The organism is Gibbsiella dentisursi, from assembly GCF_039539505.1.
Taxonomy (GTDB): domain Bacteria; phylum Pseudomonadota; class Gammaproteobacteria; order Enterobacterales; family Enterobacteriaceae; genus Gibbsiella; species Gibbsiella quercinecans.
The window spans coordinates 1-19,535 of the sequence record NZ_BAABDG010000001.1 but is presented as its reverse complement, the minus strand read 5'-3'; the positions used below and the strand labels follow the sequence as shown (position 1 = coordinate 19,535).

The following is a 19,535-nucleotide window of genomic DNA, read 5'->3' as shown; positions in this document are numbered from 1 at the left end:
TTGCGCGCAACGGCTAACCGGCGCCAGGCTGCGCCTGACACAGGGTGGATGTAGGGATGGCGATCATACTCGGTATCGATCCTGGTTCGCGCATTACCGGCTATGGCCTGATCCGCCAGCAAGGGCGCCAGTTAACTTATGTCGCCAGCGGCTGCATCCGCACCGCGGTGGATGATATGCCAACGCGGCTGAAGCTGATTTATGCCGGCGTTAGCGAGATCATCACCCAGTTCAAGCCTGATTTCTTCGCCATCGAGCAGGTGTTCATGGCCAAGAACGCAGATTCTGCGCTAAAACTTGGCCAGGCGCGTGGGGTGGCGATTGTCGCAGCGGTGAACCAGAATCTGGAAGTGTTTGAATATGCGGCACGCCAGGTGAAGCAAACCGTGGTCGGCACCGGTGCGGCAGAAAAGAGCCAGGTGCAGCATATGGTGCGTTCGTTGCTCAAGCTCTCGGCCAGCCCGCAGGCTGATGCCGCCGATGCGCTGGCGATCGCCATTACCCACTGCCACCTGAGCCAGAACGTGCTGCGCATGCGGGAAGGGCGCTTGAATCTGGCGCGCGGGCGGTTACGCTAAAACAAAATTCGCGTTAACACAGGCTGGATATTCATCCAGCCTTTTTTATGGTATAAGCTGTAGCAACAAAACGCGGCGTTCAGCCGCGTAGATGAATCCGAGCAGGAGGGTAAATGATAGGTCGTCTCAGAGGGATTATTCTGGAAAAGCAGCCGCCGCTGGTGTTGCTGGAAACAAACGGCGTAGGTTATGAAGTCCATATGCCGATGACCTGCTTTTATGAACTGCCGGAGCTGGGCAAAGAAGCGATCATATTTACCCACTTTGTAGTGCGTGAAGACGCGCAACTGCTGTATGGTTTTAACGATAAACAAGAGCGCGCCTTGTTCCGTGAGTTGATCAAGGTTAACGGCGTGGGGCCGAAGCTGGCGTTGGCGATTCTGTCGGGTATGTCCGCGCAGCAGTTCGTGAGTGCGGTTGAACGTGAAGAAATCGGCGCGTTGGTCAAATTGCCGGGCGTGGGTAAGAAAACCGCCGAACGCTTGGTGGTTGAGATGAAAGACCGCTTTAAAGGGCTTAATGGCGATCTGTTCAACAACAGTAGCGAAATCAGCCTGCCTGCCGCTGCGCAAAAAACGGCGGAAATGGACGCCGAAGCCGAAGCCGCTTCTGCGCTGGTGGCTTTGGGCTATAAGCCGCAAGAAGCCAGCCGCATGATCAACAAGGTGGCCAAAGCGGGCGCCGACTGTGAAACCCTGATCCGCGACGCCTTGCGCGCCGCCCTGTAAGGCCCAGAAGGGATAGAAGATGATTGAAGCCGATCGCCTGATTTCTGCCGAACCCATCAGCGAAGAAGAGGTGCTGGATCGTGCCATTCGCCCCAAGCTGTTGGGGGAATACGTCGGGCAACCGCACGTGCGCGAGCAGATGGAAATCTTTATCCAGGCAGCCAAGCAGCGCGGTGATGCGCTGGATCATCTGCTGATTTTCGGCCCGCCGGGGCTGGGCAAAACCACGCTGGCGAATATCGTGGCCAATGAGATGGGTGTTAATTTGCGCACCACCTCTGGCCCGGTGCTGGAGAAAGCGGGCGATCTGGCGGCGATGCTGACCAACCTTGAACCGCACGACGTGCTGTTTATTGATGAAATTCACCGCCTTTCGCCGGTGGTTGAAGAAGTGCTGTATCCGGCGATGGAAGATTATCAGCTGGATATCATGATCGGCGAAGGGCCGGCGGCCCGTTCGATTAAGCTGGAACTGCCGCCGTTTACCCTGGTGGGGGCGACTACGCGCGCCGGCTCGCTGACTTCACCGCTGCGCGATCGTTTTGGCATTGTGCAACGGCTGGAGTTTTATCAGGTGGCTGATTTAGAGCACATCGTCGCGCGCAGCGCTAACTGCCTGGGGCTGAATCTGTCGACCGATGGGGCACACGAAATTGCTCGCCGCGCGCGCGGTACGCCGCGTATCGCCAACCGGTTGCTGCGTCGGGTGCGCGATTTCGCGGAAGTGCGAGCCGGCGGGCTGATGAACGGCGATGTCGCCGAACAGGCGCTGAACATGCTCAACGTGGATGCCGAAGGGTTTGATTACATGGACCGTAAGCTACTGCTGGCGATTATCGAGAAGTTCACCGGCGGGCCGGTCGGGCTGGATAATCTCGCGGCGGCGATTGGCGAAGAGCGGGAAACTATCGAAGATGTGATTGAACCCTTCCTGATCCAGCAAGGGTTTATCCAACGTACTCCCCGCGGGCGCATGGCGACCAACCACGCGTACAAACATTTTGGCATCGCACCCAACGACGCTTAACGGGCTTTATCCCAGCGCCTTCACGTAATGTGAAAGCGCTGGGCAATTCATTATCCCCGCTGTTTTTTCACCAGGCTCAATACAAACAGGATGGCGGCGCTCAGCACCACCGAAGGGCCGGCCGGCGTGTCGTAAAACGCAGAGAAGGTTAGCCCGCCGGTAACCGCAATCACCCCTAGCAGCACCGCGTAACCGGCCATCTGTTCCGGCGTGCGGGCAAAGCGGCGGGCGGTGGCCGCCGGAATAATCAGTAACGAAGTAATAATTAGCGCGCCGACGAACTTCATGGCCAGCCCGATGGTTAACGCGGTAACCAGCATCAGCACGGTACGCGCCCGCGCCAGGTTCACGCCATCGACATGCGCCATTTCCGGGCTGATGGTCATCGACAGCAGATCGCGCCATTGCCACCACAGCACCAACAGCACGACTGCCACGCCGCCGGCAATCATGCCGATATCGCTTAGGGTTACCGACAGCAGATCGCCAAACAGGTAGGCCATCAGATCGACGCGGACGTTGGACATTAGCGCCACCACCACCAGGCCGAGCGACAGCGCGCTGTGCGCCATAATGCCCAGCAGGGTATCAACAGACAACTGCGGGCGGCGCTCCAGCCAGACCAGGATCAGCGCCAGCACCAACGTAACGGCGATCACCGCATAAAATGGGTTTACGTCCAGCAATAACCCGAACGCCACGCCGAGCAGCGACGCGTGCGCCAGCGTATCGCCGAAGTACGACATACGGCGCCACACCACAAACGATCCTAACGGACCCGCCGCGCCCGCCAACAAGGCGCCGGCCAGCCAGCCGGGTAAAAGCAGCTCAATCATGCCTCGCGGCCCCCGGTTTTTTTCAACACAATTTTTCCTTGCAGATCGTGACGGTGATTATGGTGGTGGCGATAAATTGCCAACTGCTCGGCGCCACGGTTGCCGAACATGGCAATGAATTCCGGATGTGTGGAAACCACTTCCGGCGTGCCGGAGCAGCAGATGTGCTGGTTGAGGCACAGCACTTCATCGGTTTTTGCCATCACCAGGTGCAGATCGTGCGAGACCATCAGCACCGCGCAGCCCAGCTCTTGGCGCAGCCGATCGATAAGATCATACAGCGCGACCTGGCCGTTAACGTCCACTCCCTGGGTGGGTTCATCCAGCACCAACAACTGCGGCCGGTTGAGCAAAGCCCGCGCCAACAGCACGCGCTGGTTTTCACCGCCGGAGAGTTTTTGCATCGGCTGTTCAAGCAGATGCGCGGCGTGCACGCGTTTTAGCGCCGGCAGGATATCGGCTTTTTTCACCCCGGGCTTGAGGCGCATAAAGCGGTTGACGGTCAGCGGAAGGGTGGCGTCCAGGTGCAGCTTTTGCGGCACGTAGCCGATACGCAGCCCCGGAAGGCGTTCAATGGTGCCCTCGGTGGGCGGCACCAGCCCGAGCACCACGCGCACCAGCGTTGACTTGCCCGCGCCGTTAGGGCCCAGCAACGTCAGGATGCGCCCCGGCTGAAGGTTAAGCGATACGTTCGCCAAAACCCGCCGGTTGCCGAAGGCCACGGAAATATTTTTTAGCGTTGTCAGTGTAGACATGTCTTGATTACGTTTGCAGAAGTTACCGAATGTTATAATATCACGCACTGCCGATGAAAACGATGGGATAACTGACGATGGTACAGAAAAAGAGATGGTTACGAAATGCCTTGCTGGCCAGCGCGTTGATGGTGGCCGGCAGCGCTTCCGCTGCGGTGCTCACTTCAATCCGCCCGCTGGGGTTTATTGCCTCGGCGATCGCCGATGGCGTAACGGAAACGGAGGTGATGCTGCCGGATGGGGCGTCGCCGCATGATTTCGCGCTGCGCCCTTCGGACATCCAGCGCCTGCGCGCCGCCGATCTGGTGATTTGGGTCGGGCCGGATATGGAAGCCTTCCTGACCAAAGCGGTGGCGCCGCTGCCGGCGAACCGGCAACTGGCGATCAGCGAACTGGCGGCCGTGAAACCGCTGTTGATGAAAGGCGATGACGACGACGATCACGATCATCATCATGACCATGGCGAAGCGGCGGATAATCATACTGAACATGACCACGATCATGACGATGGCCATCACCATGGTGCATATAATTTACACGTCTGGCTGTCGCCGGAGATTGCGAAACTGACTGCGATCGCAATTCACGACAGATTATTGGAACTTATGCCGCAAAATAAGGACAAATTAGACGCAAACCTGCGCCAGTTCGAGAATCTGCTGACGCAAACTGACAAAAATGTTGTTAAGATGCTTACGCCTGTGCAGGGCAAGGGATATTTTGTTTTTCACGATGCTTATGGCTACTTTGAGAAACACTACGGGTTGAGTCCGTTGGGCCATTTCACCGTTAATCCCGAAATTCAGCCCGGAGCACAGCGTTTACACCAAATTCGAACACAGTTGGTTGAGCAGAAAGCCGTATGTGTTTTCGCTGAGCCACAATTCAGGCCAGCCGTAATCAATGCCGTTGCCAAGGGAACCGCTGCGCGTTCTGGAACGCTGGATCCGCTGGGCATGGGCATCGCATTGGGGAAAGACAGCTATGGCAACTTCCTGAGTGCCTTGTCAAACCAATACGTGAGCTGCCTGAAGTAAAGCTTATGAGGATAATATCGAGTGCAGCAGATAGTCAGAACTATCTCTCTGGCGTATAACAACCTGCCACGGCCCCATCGCGTTATGCTGGGGTCGTTGACAGTCGTGACATTGGCCGTAGCGGTTTGGCGGCCTTTTGTTTATCACCCAGAACAGAACCCCATCGTTAAAACCGTCGAATTAGAATCCAGCCAGTTACGCTCTTTGCTCCCCGAAGCCAGTGAACCGATCGATGCCGATCAACCCACCCCCGATGACGACATTCCCCAGGATGAACTGGATCAGAAAGTCGCGGGCGAAGACGGCGTGCATGAATATGTGGTTTCAACCGGCGATACGCTCGGCAGCATTCTGACGCAGTACGGCATCGACATGTCTGACGTGACGCTGCTGGCTTCGCAGAACCGCGATTTGCGTAACCTGAAAATCGGCCAGCAGCTGTCATGGACGGTCAACGACGCCGGCGATCTGCAACGCCTGACGTGGGAAGTCTCACGCCGTGAGAGCCGTACCTACGATCGCGTTGGCAATAATTTCAAAGAAACCCAGGAAACCCAGAAGGGCGAATGGCGCAACCACGTGCTGAACGGCCAACTGAACGGCAGCTTTGTCAACAGCGCTGCCGAAGCCGGCCTGAGCCGGGCGGAAATCAACGCCGTGATCAAAGCGCTGCAGTGGCAGCTCGATTTCCGCAAGCTGCGCAAGGGCGACCAGTTCTCGGTGTTGATGTCGCGCGAGCAGTTCGAAGGCAAGAATGAGCAAAGCCAACTGCTGGGGGTGCGCATGCGCAGCGGCGGTAAAGACTATTACGCGATTCGCGCTGAAGACGGCAAATTCTACGATCGCCAAGGTTCTGGCCTGGCGCGCGGCTTTATGCGTTTCCCTACCATGAAGCAGTTCCGTATCTCCTCCAACTTCAACCCGCGCCGGGTTAACCCGGTGACCGGGCGCGTCGCGCCGCATAAAGGCGTTGATTTCGCCATGCCGGTAGGTTCGCCGGTGCTGGCGGTTGGTGATGGTGAAGTGGTTATCGCCAAGCGCAGCGGCGCAGCCGGTAACTACGTGGCGATCCGCCACGGCCGCCAGTACACCACACGCTATATGCACCTGAAAAAGCTGTTAGTGAAACCGGGGCAGAAAGTGAAACGTGGCGATCGCATTGCGCTTTCCGGCAACACCGGTCGCTCCACTGGCCCACACCTGCACTATGAATTCTGGATCGGCCAACAGGCGGTTAACCCGCTGACGGCTAAACTGCCGCGTTCCGAAGGGTTGAGCGGTAAAGATCGCAGTGATTACCTGGCGCAGGTGAAAGAAGTGGTGCCGCAGTTGCAGTTGAACTGATTTCACATCGTCCGATCTTTTCTTCATCGGCCCGTGGCGGGCCGATGTTTTTTTATTGGTGATTTGGCGGGTTAATTGTAAATTCATCATCTGCAATTATTATTAGCCAAATCGCTGCGTTAAGAGTTTGTGCATGCAAAACGATAAAAAATCCAACGTTGAGTTTATTCCTCAATTCCAGAAAGCCTTTCTCCACCCGCGCTATTGGGGCGCCTGGCTTGGCATCGGGCTGATGGCCGGTGTTTCGCTGGTGCCGGCGCGGCTGCGCGATCCTGCCCTTGGGGCAATAGGTAAACTGGCTGGCAAAGTGGCCAAAGGCGCACGCCGCCGGGCGCGCATCAACCTGCTGTATTGTTTGCCTGAACTGCCGGAGGAAGAGCGCGAACGGATTATTGACGAGATGTTTGCCACGGCGCCGCAGTCTATGGTGTTGATGGCGGAGTTGGCCTGCACCAGCCCGGAAAGGGTGTTGCGCCGCGTGCGCTGGCACGGCGAAGAAGTATTGGAAAAGATCCGGGCCGAAGGCCGCAACGTGATTTTCCTGGTGCCGCACGGCTGGGCGGTGGACGTGCCGGCCATGCTGCTGGCCGCGCGTGGGCAGCCGATGGCGGCGATGTTCCATAACCAAAGCAATCCGTTGATTGACTATGTGTGGAACGCGGTGCGTCGCAAGTTCGGCGGGCGCATGCATGCACGCAACGACGGCATCAAGCCATTTATCAGTTCGGTACGCCAGGGCTATTGGGGCTACTACTTGCCGGATCAGGATCATGGCGCCGAGCACAGTGAATTCGTTGATTTCTTTGCCACCTATAAAGCCACCTTGCCGGCGGTTGGGCGGCTGAAGAAGGTGTGTCGGGCGGCGATCGTGCCTTTGTTCCCGGTGTATGACGGCAAAACCAGCATGCTGGATATTTATATTCATCCGCCGATGGACGATCTGGACGGCGCTGACGATGTCTATATTGCGCGGCGGATGAATGAAGAGGTTGAGAATCTGGTGCGGCCGAATCCGGAGCAGTACACCTGGATCCTCAAGCTGCTGAAAACTCGCAGGGAAGGGGAGATTGAACCGTACTCGCGTGATGATCTGTATCGCTAGCCGGCGGTAAAAAAAATGCCAGCCGATATGGCTGGCATGTTGTGCGGCTTGGCGTTGGGTTATTCCACCAGCAGAATACGCACGGTATTGGTGGTGCCGATGGTGCCCATGATATCGCCCTGGGTTACCAGCACCAGATCGCCGGACACCAGGAAGCCGCGATCGCGCAGGCGGTTGATGGCGTCATCGGCGGCCTCGGCACCGTCGGTGTGGCTGTCGTAATACACCGGCGTCACGCCGCGGTACAACGCCGTCAGGTTAAGCGTGCGCTCGTGCCGCGACATGGCGAAGATCGGCAGGCCGGAGCTGATGCGCGACATCATCAGCGCCGTGCGGCCGGATTCGGTCAGCGCGATGATGGCGGTGACGCCTTTCAGATGGTTGGCGGCATACATCGACGACATGGCGATCGCCTCTTCAACATTGTCGAACTCCGCGTCCAGCCGGTGTTTGGAAATATTGATGCTCGGGATTTTTTCTGCGCCCAGGCAAACGCGCGCCATCGCGGCAACGGTTTCCGCCGGGTATTGGCCGGCGGCGGTTTCCGCCGAGAGCATAACGGCATCGGTACCATCCAACACGGCGTTCGCCACGTCCATCACTTCGGCGCGGGTCGGCATCGGGTTGGTGATCATCGATTCCATCATTTGGGTGGCGGTAATCACCGCGCGGTTGAGCTTGCGGGCGCGGCGGATCAGCTTCTTCTGGATCCCCACCAGCTCCGGATCGCCGATTTCAACCCCCAGATCGCCGCGGGCCACCATCACCACGTCGGAAGCCAGAATAATGTCGTCCATCGCCTCATCGGTACAAACGGCTTCCGCACGCTCGACTTTGGATACGATTTGCGCGTTGCAGCCGGCATCGCGCGCCAGACGGCGGGCGTAGTTAAGATCTTCGCCGGTGCGGGGGAAAGAAACCGCCAGGTAATCAACGCCGATTTTGGCTGCGCTGACGATATCGGCCTTGTCTTTTTCCGTTAGTGCTTCAGCCGACAGGCCGCCGCCCAATTTATTGATGCCTTTATTGTTCGACAGCGGGCCGCCCACCGTGACTTCGGTGAATACCCGCATACCTTGCACTTCAATGACTTTCAACTGAACACGGCCATCGTCCAGCAGCAGTACATCGCCGGGGACAACGTCGGCAGGCAGGCCTTTATAGTCGATGCCGACTCTTTCTTTATCGCCTTCGCCTTTGGAGAGATTGGCGTCCAGCACAAATTTGTCACCAACGTTGAGGAAGATTTTGCCTTCTTTGAAGGTGGATACACGGATTTTCGGGCCCTGAAGATCGCCAAGAATAGCGACATGGCGCCCCAGCTTGGCGGCAATCTCACGCACTTTGTTTGCGCGTTGCAGGTGATCTTCCGCCGTGCCGTGAGAGAAATTTAGCCGAACTACGTTTGCGCCCGCGGCAATAATCTTTTCCAGATTATTGTCACGGTCAGTAGCTGGACCCAGGGTGGTAACAATTTTGGTTCTTCTGAGCCGTCTGGACATGCATTACTCCGTTGACTGGTGAAGCAAATAATGGTGATGCGATTATCTTGGATAACCAACGTAAAGATGAATGCCACTTCACTGGCGCACGCGATCCCCTGGGGTTATCCGTATATTATGTATCGGCTGCGAGCCACGATACGAACTGGCTGTCAGACGCATGGCGGATCACAGACTAACACGGTACAGCCAATGATGCCGCCGGGCAAATACACCTTATCATGCCGCCTGCCGGCGGTGTTTGTTGCGTATCAAGGTTCAAAGCCGTTGGGCAGAACCACGCCCTTATCAAAGCGCGATTCTTTCAACGCTTCCTTGACCCGCTTCAAGTTATCTCTGAATTTCGCGCCGCGGCGCAGAGTGAAGCCGGTCGCCAAAACGTCGATCAGCGTCAGTTGCGCGATGCGCGAGACCATCGGCATATAGACATCCGTATCTTCAGGCACGTCAAGCAGCAGCGCCAGCGTGGCTTCGTGGGCGAGAGGGGTATCGCGGGAGGTAATGGCGATCACCGTGGCGTCGTTTTCGCGTGCCAAATGCGCCAGCTCCACCAGGTTTTTCGTGCGGCCGGTATGGGAGATCAGCACCACCACGTCACCTTCGCCCGAGTTCATGCACCCCATGCGTTGCATCACGATATCATCGAGGTACACCACCGGGATGTTGAAGCGGAAGAATTTGTTCATGGCATCGTGTGCGACCGCCGCCGAAGCGCCCAGGCCGAAAAAGGAAATTTTCTTGGCCTGAGTGAGCAGATCCACCGCGCGATTGATGGCGGCAATGTCCAGGTTGGTTTTGACCGCATCCAGGCAGGCCATCACGGATTCAAAAATTTTACTGGTATAAGCGTCTACACTGTCATTTTCTTCCACGTTGCGATTTACGTACGGCGTGCCGTTCGCCAGGCTTTGGGCCAGATGCAGTTTGAAATCGGGGAACCCTTTGGTGTCGAGGCGGCGGCAGAAGCGGTTGACCGTCGGCTCACTGACGTCGGCCATACGCGCCAACGTCGCAATGCTGGAGTGAATAGCGGTTTGCGGTGAGGCCAGGATGACCTCGGCAACTTTCCTTTCAGATTTGCTCAGGAGCTCCAGATGGCTCTGGATCTTTTCCAGCGTATTCATATTGACGGGAGTCCCTCATGGATTTTGTCGATTTCAGTTAAAGGAGAAATCAATACCGGTTTAATGAAAATATACTACGTGCTGGTAACCGTTGGCAGTACTGACTGAGCGCATACTGGGTTTTTTCATCAGAATATGACTTGTGTCTAACTTTCATAACGGTAATCAAGCGCCAAAAAAGACAGAAAATTACAGCTTTCTCTGTGGAGGGCAGGTTTGGCGCCGTTTGCGGGGGTAACACCAGAGTTTTTGGGGCTTTTTTGCGTTTTTGATCCGGGTTTACTGGCCGTAGGCAAAGAGAGTACATTAGTAATGTAAGAAAATTACAAATATCCTGCAACGAGGAGATTGAACATGGCGGTAACCTCTACAGCCCAGGCGTGCGACCTGGTTATTTTCGGCGCGAAAGGTGATTTGGCGCGCCGTAAGCTGCTGCCTTCCCTGTACCAACTAGAAAAAGCCGGCCACATCCACCCGGAGACCCGCATCATTGGCGTGGGCCGTGCGGATTGGGATAAAGAAGCCTACACCAAAGTGGTGAAGGAAGCGCTGACCACCTTCATGAAAGAAGAACTGGATGATGCGCTGTGGGCGACGTTGAGCGAGCGTCTGGATTTCTGCAACCTGGACGTTAACGACAGCAAGAATTTTGTCAAACTGGGCAAGCTGCTGGACCAGAAGCACCGTACCACCATCAACTATTTCGCCATGCCGCCGAGCACCTTCGGCGCCATCTGCAAAGGGTTGGGGGAAGCCAAGCTGAATAAAGAGCCGGCGCGGGTTGTGATGGAAAAACCGCTTGGCACCGATTTGGCCTCTTCGCGCGTGATCAACGATCAGGTGGCGGAGTATTTTGACGAATGTCAGGTCTACCGTATCGACCACTATCTGGGCAAAGAAACGGTGCTCAACCTGCTGGCGCTGCGTTTCGCCAACTCGTTGTTTGCGTCCAATTGGGATAACCGCACCATCGATCATGTGCAGATCACCGTGGCGGAAGAGGTGGGCATTGAAGGGCGCTGGGGCTATTTCGATCAGGCCGGCCAGATGCGCGATATGATCCAAAACCACCTGCTGCAGATCCTGACGATGATCGCCATGTCGCCGCCGGCGGATTTAACGACTGACCGTATCCGTGACGAGAAAGTGAAAGTGCTGCGCTCGCTGCGCCGTATCGATCAGAGCAACGTGCGCGAAACCACCGTGCGCGGCCAGTACACGTCCGGCTTCGTGCAGGGCAAAAAAGTGCCGGGCTATCTGGAAGAGGAAGGGGCGAACAAAAGCAGCAATACTGAAACCTTCGTCTCTATCCGCGTGGATATCGATAACTGGCAGTGGGCCGGCGTGCCGTTTTATTTGCGCACCGGTAAGCGCCTGCCGACCAAATGCTCGGAAGTGGTGGTGTACTTTAAAAACCCACCGCTCAACCTGTTCCGCGATTCCTACCAACAGTTGCCGCAGAACAAACTGACCATTCGCCTGCAGCCGGACGAAGGGATTGAAATCCAGGTATTGAACAAGGTGCCGGGCCTGGATCACAAACATCGCCTGCAAACGACCAAGCTGGATCTGAGTTTCTCTGAAACCTTCAATCAGGCACACGTGGCCGACGCCTATGAGCGCCTGCTGTTGGAAACCATGCGCGGTATCCAGGCACTGTTTGTCCGGCGTGACGAAGTGGAAGAAGCCTGGAAGTGGGTGGATTCCATTATGGACGCCTGGAAAGCGGATAACGAGGCGCCGAAGCCGTATCAGTCCGGCACCTGGGGGCCGGTGGCTTCGGTGGCGATGATCACCCGCGACGGCCGGTCCTGGAACGAGTTTGCGTAGCTAATGCGTTACCGGCATTTTTTTACCGGTATTATGCAAGCCTGAGGTCCTGTTGCCGCGCCCTTGGTGGGCGTGGCATGCAGGGGCGTGCGATACCGTACACCAACCTCAATAATGGAGCCCTAAAATGAAAAACTGGAAAACCAGCGCAGAGCAGATCCTCACCGCTGGCCCGGTCGTCCCGGTGATTGTGATTAACCAACTGGAACATGCAGTGCCGTTGGCAAAAGCGCTGGTTGCCGGCGGTGTGAAGGTGCTGGAAGTGACGCTTCGTACCGCGTGCGCCCTGGAGGCCATTCGCGCCATCGCCAAAGAGGTGCCGGATGCCATCATCGGTGCCGGCACTGTGATCAATCCCCAGCAGTTGCAAGACGTTACTGATGCCGGCGCGCAGTTCGCCATCAGCCCTGGGCTGACGGCCGATCTGCTGCAAGCCGCCACCGCAGGAACCATCCCGCTGATCCCGGGCATCAGCACCGTTTCCGAACTGATGCTGGGGATGGATTACGGCCTGCGTGAATTCAAGTTCTTTCCGGCGGAGGCGAATGGCGGGGTGAAAGCGCTGCAGGCGATTGGCGGCCCGTTCCCGCAGGTGCGTTTCTGCCCGACCGGCGGCATCACGCCGAACAATTACCGTGACTACCTCGCGTTGAAAAGCGTGCTGTGCATCGGCGGCTCCTGGCTGGTGCCGGCCGACGCGCTGGAAAAAGGCGATTACGCACGCATCACCGAGCTGGCGCGCACGGCGGTTGCCGGCGCAAGCGCTTAACCGCAACTCGTCTGCTGATGCCAACCTCACGGGTTGGCATTTTTTTACCCCCGCCTGGATACCCATTGGCCTATTCAACATGGTGCGCCGACCCGCAGCCCGACAGGCTTGCGCTGTAATTTTGCACAATCCTTGCCGTAACCGTGCTATCCGCAGCTCCACGTTTTTTCATTTTTAAAAACAGTAACTTTATTATTTTTAAACGCTTTTTGCTTATTGATTGCTGAAAACGGCAGTTTGCTTTATTAAATCGGCTATGGTACAACTGATGCAGCTGAAAATTTTATATTGATGAGGATATTGGGCAAATCGCACGGTGTGCGGCTGAAGATAGAGAATAATTATGATGATAACTAATGGAATTATCCCCAGAACTTCTGGTTGCCAGCTTTTCCTTTCCGCCATTCTTGCCAGTGAACACCACTGGTCCAGCGAGCTATAGCGTCTTTCTCCCTTAACCGGTGCTGATGGCAGATCTGCCATTGCGTGTCGCCGGGCAAACCACCTTGATTATGTTTGGGTCAGTTTATCCCCAGAGATCTTCGTATCCGCTATGGATGAGATAAATCGGGATAAATATACCTTTGCGTGCGTTATTCGCCGTTTGGGAGAAAAATAATGATTTATTGGATTTTTTTAGCATTAGCCATCGTGACCGAGATTATCGGCACGCTTTCGATGAAATATGCCAGCGTGAGTGGCGGCATTACCGGCCATCTGGTGATGTATATGATGATTACGGCTTCGTATATGTTGCTGTCGGTGGCGATAAAACGCGTCGCGTTGGGGGTCGCCTACGCCCTGTGGGAAGGCATCGGCATCCTGCTGATTACCGTATTCAGCGTGGTGTGGTTCGATGAGCCGATCTCCCCGCTGAAGGTGCTGGGGCTGGCAACGCTGGTCGCCGGTATCCTGCTGGTGAAATCAGGCACCTGTAAAGCACGAAAACCGGGCAACGTTTCGGGTGGCGGCCATGCAACAGCTTGAGTGGTATCACATTGGCTTTCTGGCATTGGCTATCGTGCTGGAAATCATCGCCAACATTTTTCTTAAAATGTCCGACGGCTTTCGCAGAGTATGGCTGGGAGTGTTATCGCTGTTGTCGGTGCTGGGGGCCTTCAGCGCGCTGGCGCAGGCGGTCAAAGGCATCGATCTTTCGGTGGCTTATGCATTGTGGGGCGGTTTTGGCATCGTGGCGACCGTGGCCGCAGGCTGGATCCTGTTCGGGCAACGTTTGAACCATAAAGGCTGGATCGGGCTGGCCCTGCTGCTGTTGGGGATGGTGATCATTAAACTGGCCTAACCGCCAGCGTTTAAAACCGCGGGTGTGGATACCCCCGCGGTTTTGTGGCTTATTGCGCGGCGATGATTTTAATTTCCACCTTGTATTTGGGGTTCATCAACCTCGCCTGCACGGTGCAGCGGACCGGTGCACTGCCTGCGCTAACCCAGGCATCCCAGGCGGCGTTCATGGCGGCGAAGTCGGCGGCGTCGGCCAGGAATATCGTGGCGTCGAGAATGCGGCTTTTATCCGAACCCACCCGGGCCAACAGCACATCGACGGCCGCAAGGGCATTCGCCGTTTGCGCGGTGGCATCATCATCCAGATTGTCTGGCACGCTGGTGTAATAAACGGTGCCGTTATAGATCACGGCTTCAGACCAGCGCTGTTCCGCATCGATACGTTCAATACTCATGTCGGTTTTCTCCCGGTTAATCATCCCGCTAGGGTAACACAGCTATCGCCTGGCGTGGGGCGCGATCAAGACGGTGGTAGCCGTGGCAGGCCATGCTTGGCATAATCACCGCTGAATGTTCCTGGCAGAGAGATAGCGTGGCAGACGATTTTGCAACAGACGGCGCATTGGCGCAGGCAATCAACGGGTTTAAACCGCGAGAATCCCAACGGCTGATGGCCAACGCGGTGGCGGAGGCGATCAATTTTAAACAGGAATTGGTGGTGGAAGCGGGCACCGGCACCGGCAAAACCTTTGCTTACCTGGTTCCGGCGCTGCGGGCCAACCGTAAAGTCATCATTTCCACCGGCTCTAAGGCGCTGCAGGACCAACTGTACGCGCGCGATCTGCCAACGGTTGCAAAGGCGATAAAGTTCAAAGGCAAACTGGCGCTGTTGAAAGGGCGTTCTAACTACCTGTGCCTGGAGCGCCTGGAACAACAGTCAATGGCCGGCGGCGAGTTGGCCGGGCAGGCGTTGATCGATCTGGTTCGGCTGCGCACCTGGTCTTCGCAGACCACAGAAGGGGATATCAGCACCTGCAGCGACGTGGCTGAAGACAGCTTTGTCTGGCCGCTGGTGACCAGCACCAATGACAATTGCCTGGGCAGCGATTGCCCGCTTTACAAAGACTGCTTTGTGGTGAAAGCGCGCCGCCGGGCGATGGACGCCGACGTGGTGGTGGTGAACCATCACCTGTTCCTGGCGGATATGGTGGTGAAGGAAAGCGGCTTTGCCGAACTGATCCCCGACGCCGACGTGATGATTTTCGATGAGGCGCACCAGATCCCTGATATCGCCAGCCAGTATTTCGGCAAGCAGTTGACCAGCCGCCAATTGCTGGACCTGGCCAAAGACATCACCATCGCCTACCGCACCGAAGTGCGCGATATGGCGCAGTTGCAAAAAAGCGCCGATCGCTTAAGCCAAAGTACGCAGGATTTTCGGCTGGCGCTGGGTGAGCCCGGTTTTCGCGGCAACCTGCGCCAGGTGATGGGGCAGCCCAATGTGCAACGGGCCTTGCTGCTGCTCGATGATGCCCTGGAGCTATGCTATGACGTGGTAAAAATGGCCCTTGGCCGTTCGGCGTTGCTGGATGCCGCCTTTGAGCGTGCCACGCAGTACCGTGCGCGCCTGAAACGGCTGAAAGATATTAATGAACCGGGCTTCAGTTATTGGTATGAATGCAGCTCACGGCACTTCGTGATGGCGCTGACGCCATTGACGGTTGCCGAACGTTTCCGTGAACTGCTCAATGAAAAGCCGGGCGCCTGGATTTTTACTTCCGCCACGCTGTCGGTGAATGAACAAATGGGGCACTTTACCGAGCGCCTGGGGTTGAACAAGGCCAAAACCTTGCTGTTGCCTAGCCCGTTCGATTATGCCAACCAGGCGTTGCTGTGCGTGCCGCGTTTCCTGCCTTCGCCGAACCAACCCGGCGGCGCACGCCGGCTGGCCCAGATGCTGCGCCCTTTGATTGAGGCCAACCAGGGGCGCTGTTTCTTCCTGTGTACTTCACACCAGATGATGCGCGAACTGGCGGAAGAGTTCCGTGCCAGCATGACCTTGCCGGTACTGGTGCAGGGCGAAACCAGCAAAGGGCGCCTGCTGTCGCAGTTTGTTGAGGCCGGCAATGCCTTGCTGGTGGCCACCAGCAGTTTCTGGGAGGGCGTGGATGTGCGCGGTGATGCGCTATCTTGCGTCATCATCGATAAGCTGCCGTTCACCTCACCGGACGATCCGCTGCTCAAGGCGCGGATTGAAGATTGCCGCCTGCGCGGCGGCGATCCGTTCAATGAGGTGCAACTGCCCGACGCGGTGATCACCCTTAAGCAGGGTGTTGGCCGCCTGATCCGCGATACTGACGATCGCGGCGTACTGGTGATTTGCGATAACCGCCTGGTGATGCGCCCGTATGGCGAGGTGTTTCTCAACAGCTTGCCGCCAACGCCGCGCACCCGCGATTTGGCCCAGGCTATCGCCTTTTTGTGCGGCGCCGCTTAGCGGATAGGCTCGGTTCCGTGGCTGTGCTACAATGCGCGCCCTGATTGAAACCCATTGATTTTCACGCCAGAGGTTGGCATGTCCACGCGAATTTTAGCGATCGATACGGCAACGGAAGCCTGTTCCGTCGCCATTTGGAATCAAGGCGAAACCCGCGCCCTGTTTGAACTTTGCCCACGCGAGCATACGCAACGCATTCTACCGCTGGTTGAGCAGGTATTGGCCGAGTCTGGCCTGTCGCTCTCGCAACTGGACGCGTTGGCGTTTGGCCGTGGGCCGGGCAGCTTCACCGGCGTGCGTATTGGTATAGGTATCGCGCAGGGGCTGGCATTAGGGGCCGATCTGCCGATGATTGGTCTTTCCACCTTGCAGACGATGGCGCAGGGCGCGTGGCGGGTCAGCGGCGCACAGCGGGTATTGGCCGCCATTGATGCCCGGATGGGCGAAGTGTACTGGGGCCAGTTTGAACGCCAGGCCGATGGGCATTGGCTGGAAAGCGAAGGCGAAGCGGTACTTTCACCCCAGCAGGTGCAGGAAAGGGCGGCGCGGCTTTCCGGGCAATGGGCCACAGTGGGCACCGGTTGGCAAACCTATCCCGATCTGGTGGCCGGCCAGGCGCTGGCAATCAGCGATGGGCAAATACAGCTCCCTCATGCAGAAGATATGCTGCCGTTGGCGCTCCAGGCCTGGCAACAAGAGGCGGTGGTCAGCGTAGAAAACGCGCAGCCAACGTATCTGCGCAATGAAGTGACCTGGAAAAAGCTGCCGGGGCGTGAATAAGATGTCATCTGGTTGTGCTGCCGTTGAGGTTACGCTGGCCTGCGGCGGCAACTTGCCGGAATAATTGGGGTCTAATTAGCGGGTATTTCAGGAGATTACCACGATGCGAACCCGTACTGTAATGAACAAATGGCTGTTGTCCGCGGTGGTCGGCAGCGCGTTGGCACTGGCTGGCTGTGTGAGCGTGCCGGATGCCATCAAAGGCACCACCGAAACGCCGGTAACGGCGCTTTCGTCGGTGCAGGCAGCGCCGAAAACCTTCAGCGGCGCGGAAGGGCGCTTTGGCGGCAAGGTGGTTGGCGTCGCCAACGATCGCGGCAGAACGGTGCTCGAGATAGCGGCGTTGCCGTTAGATGGTGCAGCGCGCCCGCTGCTCGGCGAACCGTCCCAGGGGCGTCTGTTGGCTTCGGTAAACGGTTTCCTCGACCCGGTGGATTTCAAGGGGCAAATGGTGACCGTCGTCGGGCCGATCACCGGTTTGCATCCGGGCAAAATCGGCAATACGCCGTATGACTTCGTCACGCTGAACGTTACCGGTTATAAGCGTTGGCGCCTGGTGCAACAGGTGATGATGCCACCAGCTCCAATGGGGCCGTGGGGTTGGCGTCATGGCCCATGGGGCCCCGGCTGGGGGCCAGGCTACGGTTGGTACGGCCCAACCCCTGCACAGGTTCAAACCATCGTGACAGAATAAACAAGGCGTAGTTTCCCCTTGTGAATAAGGCGGCTTAGGCCGCCTTTGTTTTGATTTTATTTATTTGATTTATATTTTAGTGATCCACTAAGTGACACACGGGTGTACGTCTGCGCATCTCTTTCACTTAAAAAAATCCCTGCTCGCTTATCACTAACAGGGATGCCGCTTCGGTTACTGCTTGGCCTTTCCCAAACACCCTACATAGCAGGTGCTTTAGCTCTGCGCCTGTACATCGAGAGAGTTGCAGGGAATTGTTCATGATAATTAGCATGTTGCAGAGAAACGGTAGAAGGGATCGAAAGGGGACGCCTGATTAGGGAGGTAGTCATTCTTGGGGGGTTAGACATCGTCGCATTTAAAGGTTTATATTAGTCTTTTTTAAGTAAGGGATTGCCGATGAGTATTACGTTTTCCTCACTTTGGAATGCGCACCCGGAGGTTAACGGCGATGAGAATCCTTGCCGCCGTAAGAATGGGCACAAAGCCTTTGATGATCAGTGTGCGATACGGATCGGCACGGCACTGGCGCGCTGCGGGTATGACGTTACCCGATTACATGCGGAATTTTGTTGGTTGCACCCCAAGAGTGAGGGGCATGTCTTGCGGGCAGAAGAACTGGCAAATGCGCTAAAGCGTACTTCAATACCAGGTGTTTTCCCGGCAGTAAAAGTGAACGTTGATAACTTTGAACAAGTGCTTAAAAATCAAACGGGGATCATCTTCTTCAAAGATTACTGGCGCCGGGGTAATGAGAGTTTTACAAACCGCAGCGGCGACCATATCGACTTATGGAATGGCGACCGGCTGACAACGCGTTCAAGTTACTTCCGTATTCAGTGGGGGTTAAGCATTGAAGGCAGTTTCAGCAGCTTTTTCGATGCAAAAGAAATCTGGTTCTGGAAGGTATTATGAGAGCACTGAAGATCATATTTTTTGTCTTGTTCGGGGCCGTATGTGGTGTTGGCCTGATGTATGCACTGATGCCGGTTATCAGTCATTTCGTTGTTGGCCCGGTTCATGGCGAAGATCAGATGTCGCTAAATTTTGAGATTTTCTTTGTGGGCGCATTAGTCCTGGCTCTTTTGGGGGCAGGGATCGGCTGGAGGCTGGGTCAGGGCCGGAATGGACGATTCAATAACCGAACAGGAATGAATTAAAAAAAGTATCAGCTTAGACTTGAGCTGACAGTTTCGAGGTTAAGGGCTGTAGCTAATCTGACTGACCGCTTTGTGCCAAAAGCAGAAGTTTGCGATTTTAACTTATAGACAGTTAATTGAGTGTACCATCTGGAATATTTATTCCTACTATTGAATCACTATTGGTCTCATTATATACTCACTTCAGGTGTTAGATATTAATTAGAATCTAAACGTACACTCAGAAAACATCAGTGCAATTAACTTTATTCGGTAGTATAAATCAGAAACTCTTACGTTAAAAAAAAATACCAACCCGATACCACACAAAGAACATCGTGTACGTTACATAACGTAGTGCTGAATTGGGGAGTTTACGGAGCGACTCAAAAGAGACCGACAATTTTAATAAAACACTTCATATGGTAATCCCCCCGAAAAACCGGTGTGTTCATAAGTAGAATTTTCTCGTAACCTGAACCGGGGAGATCTCTATGAAAAAATCACGTTTCACTGACAGCCAGATCATGTCCATCCTGAAGCAAGCCGAG

Annotated in this window: 22 protein-coding genes; 15 read left to right on the top strand and 7 right to left on the bottom strand. The window is 56.0% G+C overall.

All coding sequences use genetic code 11. The annotated features are described in order from the left end of the window. Positions 1-56 precede the first annotated feature (56 nt). From ruvC to ruvB, 3 genes are all read left to right on the top strand, one after another. Positions 57-578, top strand: a complete 522-nt coding sequence (ruvC, locus tag ABFX35_RS00110) for a crossover junction endodeoxyribonuclease RuvC (protein WP_095844537.1) — start codon at positions 57-59, stop codon at positions 576-578. Between the two features lie 113 nt (positions 579-691). Further along, positions 692-1,306 carry a Holliday junction branch migration protein RuvA gene (ruvA, locus tag ABFX35_RS00105; protein WP_279027476.1) on the top strand — a complete coding sequence of 205 codons (615 nt, stop codon included), beginning with the start codon at positions 692-694 and terminating at the stop codon, positions 1,304-1,306. 19 nt (positions 1,307-1,325) lie between these two features. Continuing rightward, positions 1,326-2,333 (top strand): Holliday junction branch migration DNA helicase RuvB, encoded by a 1,008-nt coding sequence (gene ruvB / locus ABFX35_RS00100; RefSeq protein ID WP_346078460.1) that lies wholly within the window; start codon positions 1,326-1,328, stop codon positions 2,331-2,333. A 50-nt stretch (positions 2,334-2,383) separates the two neighbouring features. Here ruvB and znuB read toward each other — a convergent pair whose 3' ends face one another. The 3 genes from znuB to ABFX35_RS00085 are packed head-to-tail and all read right to left on the bottom strand — an operon-like array spanning position 2,384 to position 4,087. Continuing rightward, positions 2,384-3,169, bottom strand: a complete 786-nt coding sequence (gene znuB / locus ABFX35_RS00095; protein ID WP_346078458.1) for a zinc ABC transporter permease subunit ZnuB — start codon at positions 3,167-3,169, stop codon at positions 2,384-2,386. Continuing rightward, the gene (znuC, locus tag ABFX35_RS00090; protein WP_346078456.1) at positions 3,166-3,924 is read right to left on the bottom strand and encodes a zinc ABC transporter ATP-binding protein ZnuC; all 759 of its coding nucleotides are present in this window, start codon (positions 3,922-3,924) and stop codon (positions 3,166-3,168) included. The genes znuB and znuC overlap by 4 nt, the downstream gene beginning before the upstream one ends. 40 nt (positions 3,925-3,964) lie before the next feature. Next, positions 3,965-4,087: a hypothetical protein gene (locus tag ABFX35_RS00085; RefSeq protein WP_346078516.1), complete on the bottom strand. Its 123-nt coding sequence runs from the start codon at positions 4,085-4,087 to the stop codon at positions 3,965-3,967. Between ABFX35_RS00085 and znuA the strand changes: the two genes are divergently transcribed. From znuA to lpxM, 3 genes are all read left to right on the top strand, one after another. Next, entirely contained in the window at positions 4,053-4,961 is a 909-nt protein-coding gene (gene znuA, locus ABFX35_RS00080) for a zinc ABC transporter substrate-binding protein ZnuA (RefSeq protein ID WP_346078511.1), read from the top strand. The genes ABFX35_RS00085 and znuA overlap by 35 nt on opposite strands. Positions 4,962-4,982: 21 nt before the next feature. Beyond that, a complete protein-coding gene (gene mepM / locus ABFX35_RS00075) occupies positions 4,983-6,305 on the top strand; it encodes a murein DD-endopeptidase MepM (RefSeq protein WP_279027597.1) in 1,323 nt (440 codons plus the stop codon). Between the two features lie 133 nt (positions 6,306-6,438). Further along, positions 6,439-7,407 (top strand): lauroyl-Kdo(2)-lipid IV(A) myristoyltransferase, encoded by a 969-nt coding sequence (lpxM, locus tag ABFX35_RS00070; protein WP_346078454.1) that lies wholly within the window; start codon positions 6,439-6,441, stop codon positions 7,405-7,407. Between the two features lie 59 nt (positions 7,408-7,466). Here the strand turns inward: lpxM and pyk are convergent, their stop codons facing one another. Next, entirely contained in the window at positions 7,467-8,909 is a 1,443-nt protein-coding gene (pyk, locus tag ABFX35_RS00065) for a pyruvate kinase (RefSeq protein ID WP_346078452.1), read from the bottom strand. A gap of 251 nt (positions 8,910-9,160) precedes the next feature. Then, complete coding sequence (locus ABFX35_RS00060) at positions 9,161-10,033, bottom strand: MurR/RpiR family transcriptional regulator (RefSeq protein ID WP_279027593.1); 873 nt, start codon at positions 10,031-10,033, stop codon at positions 9,161-9,163. A 354-nt stretch (positions 10,034-10,387) separates the two neighbouring features. Between ABFX35_RS00060 and zwf the strand changes: the two genes are divergently transcribed. Beyond that, positions 10,388-11,863, top strand: a complete 1,476-nt coding sequence (gene zwf, locus ABFX35_RS00055; RefSeq protein WP_095844527.1) for a glucose-6-phosphate dehydrogenase — start codon at positions 10,388-10,390, stop codon at positions 11,861-11,863. 127 nt (positions 11,864-11,990) lie between these two features. Continuing rightward, positions 11,991-12,632 carry a bifunctional 4-hydroxy-2-oxoglutarate aldolase/2-dehydro-3-deoxy-phosphogluconate aldolase gene (locus ABFX35_RS00050; protein ID WP_095844526.1) on the top strand — a complete coding sequence of 214 codons (642 nt, stop codon included), beginning with the start codon at positions 11,991-11,993 and terminating at the stop codon, positions 12,630-12,632. Positions 12,633-12,845: 213 nt separating this feature from the next. Here the strand turns inward: ABFX35_RS00050 and ABFX35_RS00045 are convergent, their stop codons facing one another. Further along, positions 12,846-13,115 (bottom strand): hypothetical protein, encoded by a 270-nt coding sequence (locus tag ABFX35_RS00045; RefSeq protein WP_346078449.1) that lies wholly within the window; start codon positions 13,113-13,115, stop codon positions 12,846-12,848. Between the two features lie 135 nt (positions 13,116-13,250). On the opposite strand from ABFX35_RS00045, the gene mdtJ reads away from it, so the two are divergent. Further along, positions 13,251-13,619, top strand: coding sequence for a multidrug/spermidine efflux SMR transporter subunit MdtJ (mdtJ, locus tag ABFX35_RS00040; protein WP_346078447.1), 369 nt, complete (start codon positions 13,251-13,253; stop codon positions 13,617-13,619). Further along, on the top strand, positions 13,606-13,935 hold the full coding sequence (gene mdtI / locus ABFX35_RS00035) for a multidrug/spermidine efflux SMR transporter subunit MdtI (RefSeq protein ID WP_121554604.1): 330 nt from the start codon (positions 13,606-13,608) through the stop codon (positions 13,933-13,935). Before mdtJ ends, mdtI begins: the two co-directional genes overlap by 14 nt. A 49-nt stretch (positions 13,936-13,984) precedes the next feature. On the opposite strand, the gene ABFX35_RS00030 is transcribed toward mdtI, so the two are convergent. Further along, the gene (locus ABFX35_RS00030) at positions 13,985-14,329 is read right to left on the bottom strand and encodes a RidA family protein (RefSeq protein ID WP_095848854.1); all 345 of its coding nucleotides are present in this window, start codon (positions 14,327-14,329) and stop codon (positions 13,985-13,987) included. Between the two features lie 137 nt (positions 14,330-14,466). Here ABFX35_RS00030 and yoaA point away from each other — a divergent pair, with 137 nt between their 5' ends. The 5 genes from yoaA to ABFX35_RS00005 all read left to right on the top strand — a co-directional run bounded on the left by yoaA (position 14,467) and on the right by ABFX35_RS00005 (position 19,005). Continuing rightward, positions 14,467-16,371 carry a DNA repair helicase YoaA gene (gene yoaA / locus ABFX35_RS00025; RefSeq protein WP_279027586.1) on the top strand — a complete coding sequence of 635 codons (1,905 nt, stop codon included), beginning with the start codon at positions 14,467-14,469 and terminating at the stop codon, positions 16,369-16,371. Positions 16,372-16,449: 78 nt separating this feature from the next. Next, positions 16,450-17,151, top strand: coding sequence for a tRNA (adenosine(37)-N6)-threonylcarbamoyltransferase complex dimerization subunit type 1 TsaB (gene tsaB, locus ABFX35_RS00020; RefSeq protein ID WP_346078445.1), 702 nt, complete (start codon positions 16,450-16,452; stop codon positions 17,149-17,151). Between the two features lie 103 nt (positions 17,152-17,254). Then, positions 17,255-17,845, top strand: a complete 591-nt coding sequence (locus ABFX35_RS00015) for a Slp family lipoprotein (RefSeq protein ID WP_346078443.1) — start codon at positions 17,255-17,257, stop codon at positions 17,843-17,845. Positions 17,846-18,244: 399 nt separating this feature from the next. Next, on the top strand, positions 18,245-18,760 hold the full coding sequence (locus tag ABFX35_RS00010; protein ID WP_346078441.1) for a type VI secretion system amidase effector protein Tae4: 516 nt from the start codon (positions 18,245-18,247) through the stop codon (positions 18,758-18,760). Further along, a complete protein-coding gene (locus tag ABFX35_RS00005) occupies positions 18,757-19,005 on the top strand; it encodes a hypothetical protein (RefSeq protein WP_346078439.1) in 249 nt (82 codons plus the stop codon). The genes ABFX35_RS00010 and ABFX35_RS00005 overlap by 4 nt, the downstream gene beginning before the upstream one ends. Positions 19,006-19,535: the final 530 nt, after the last annotated feature.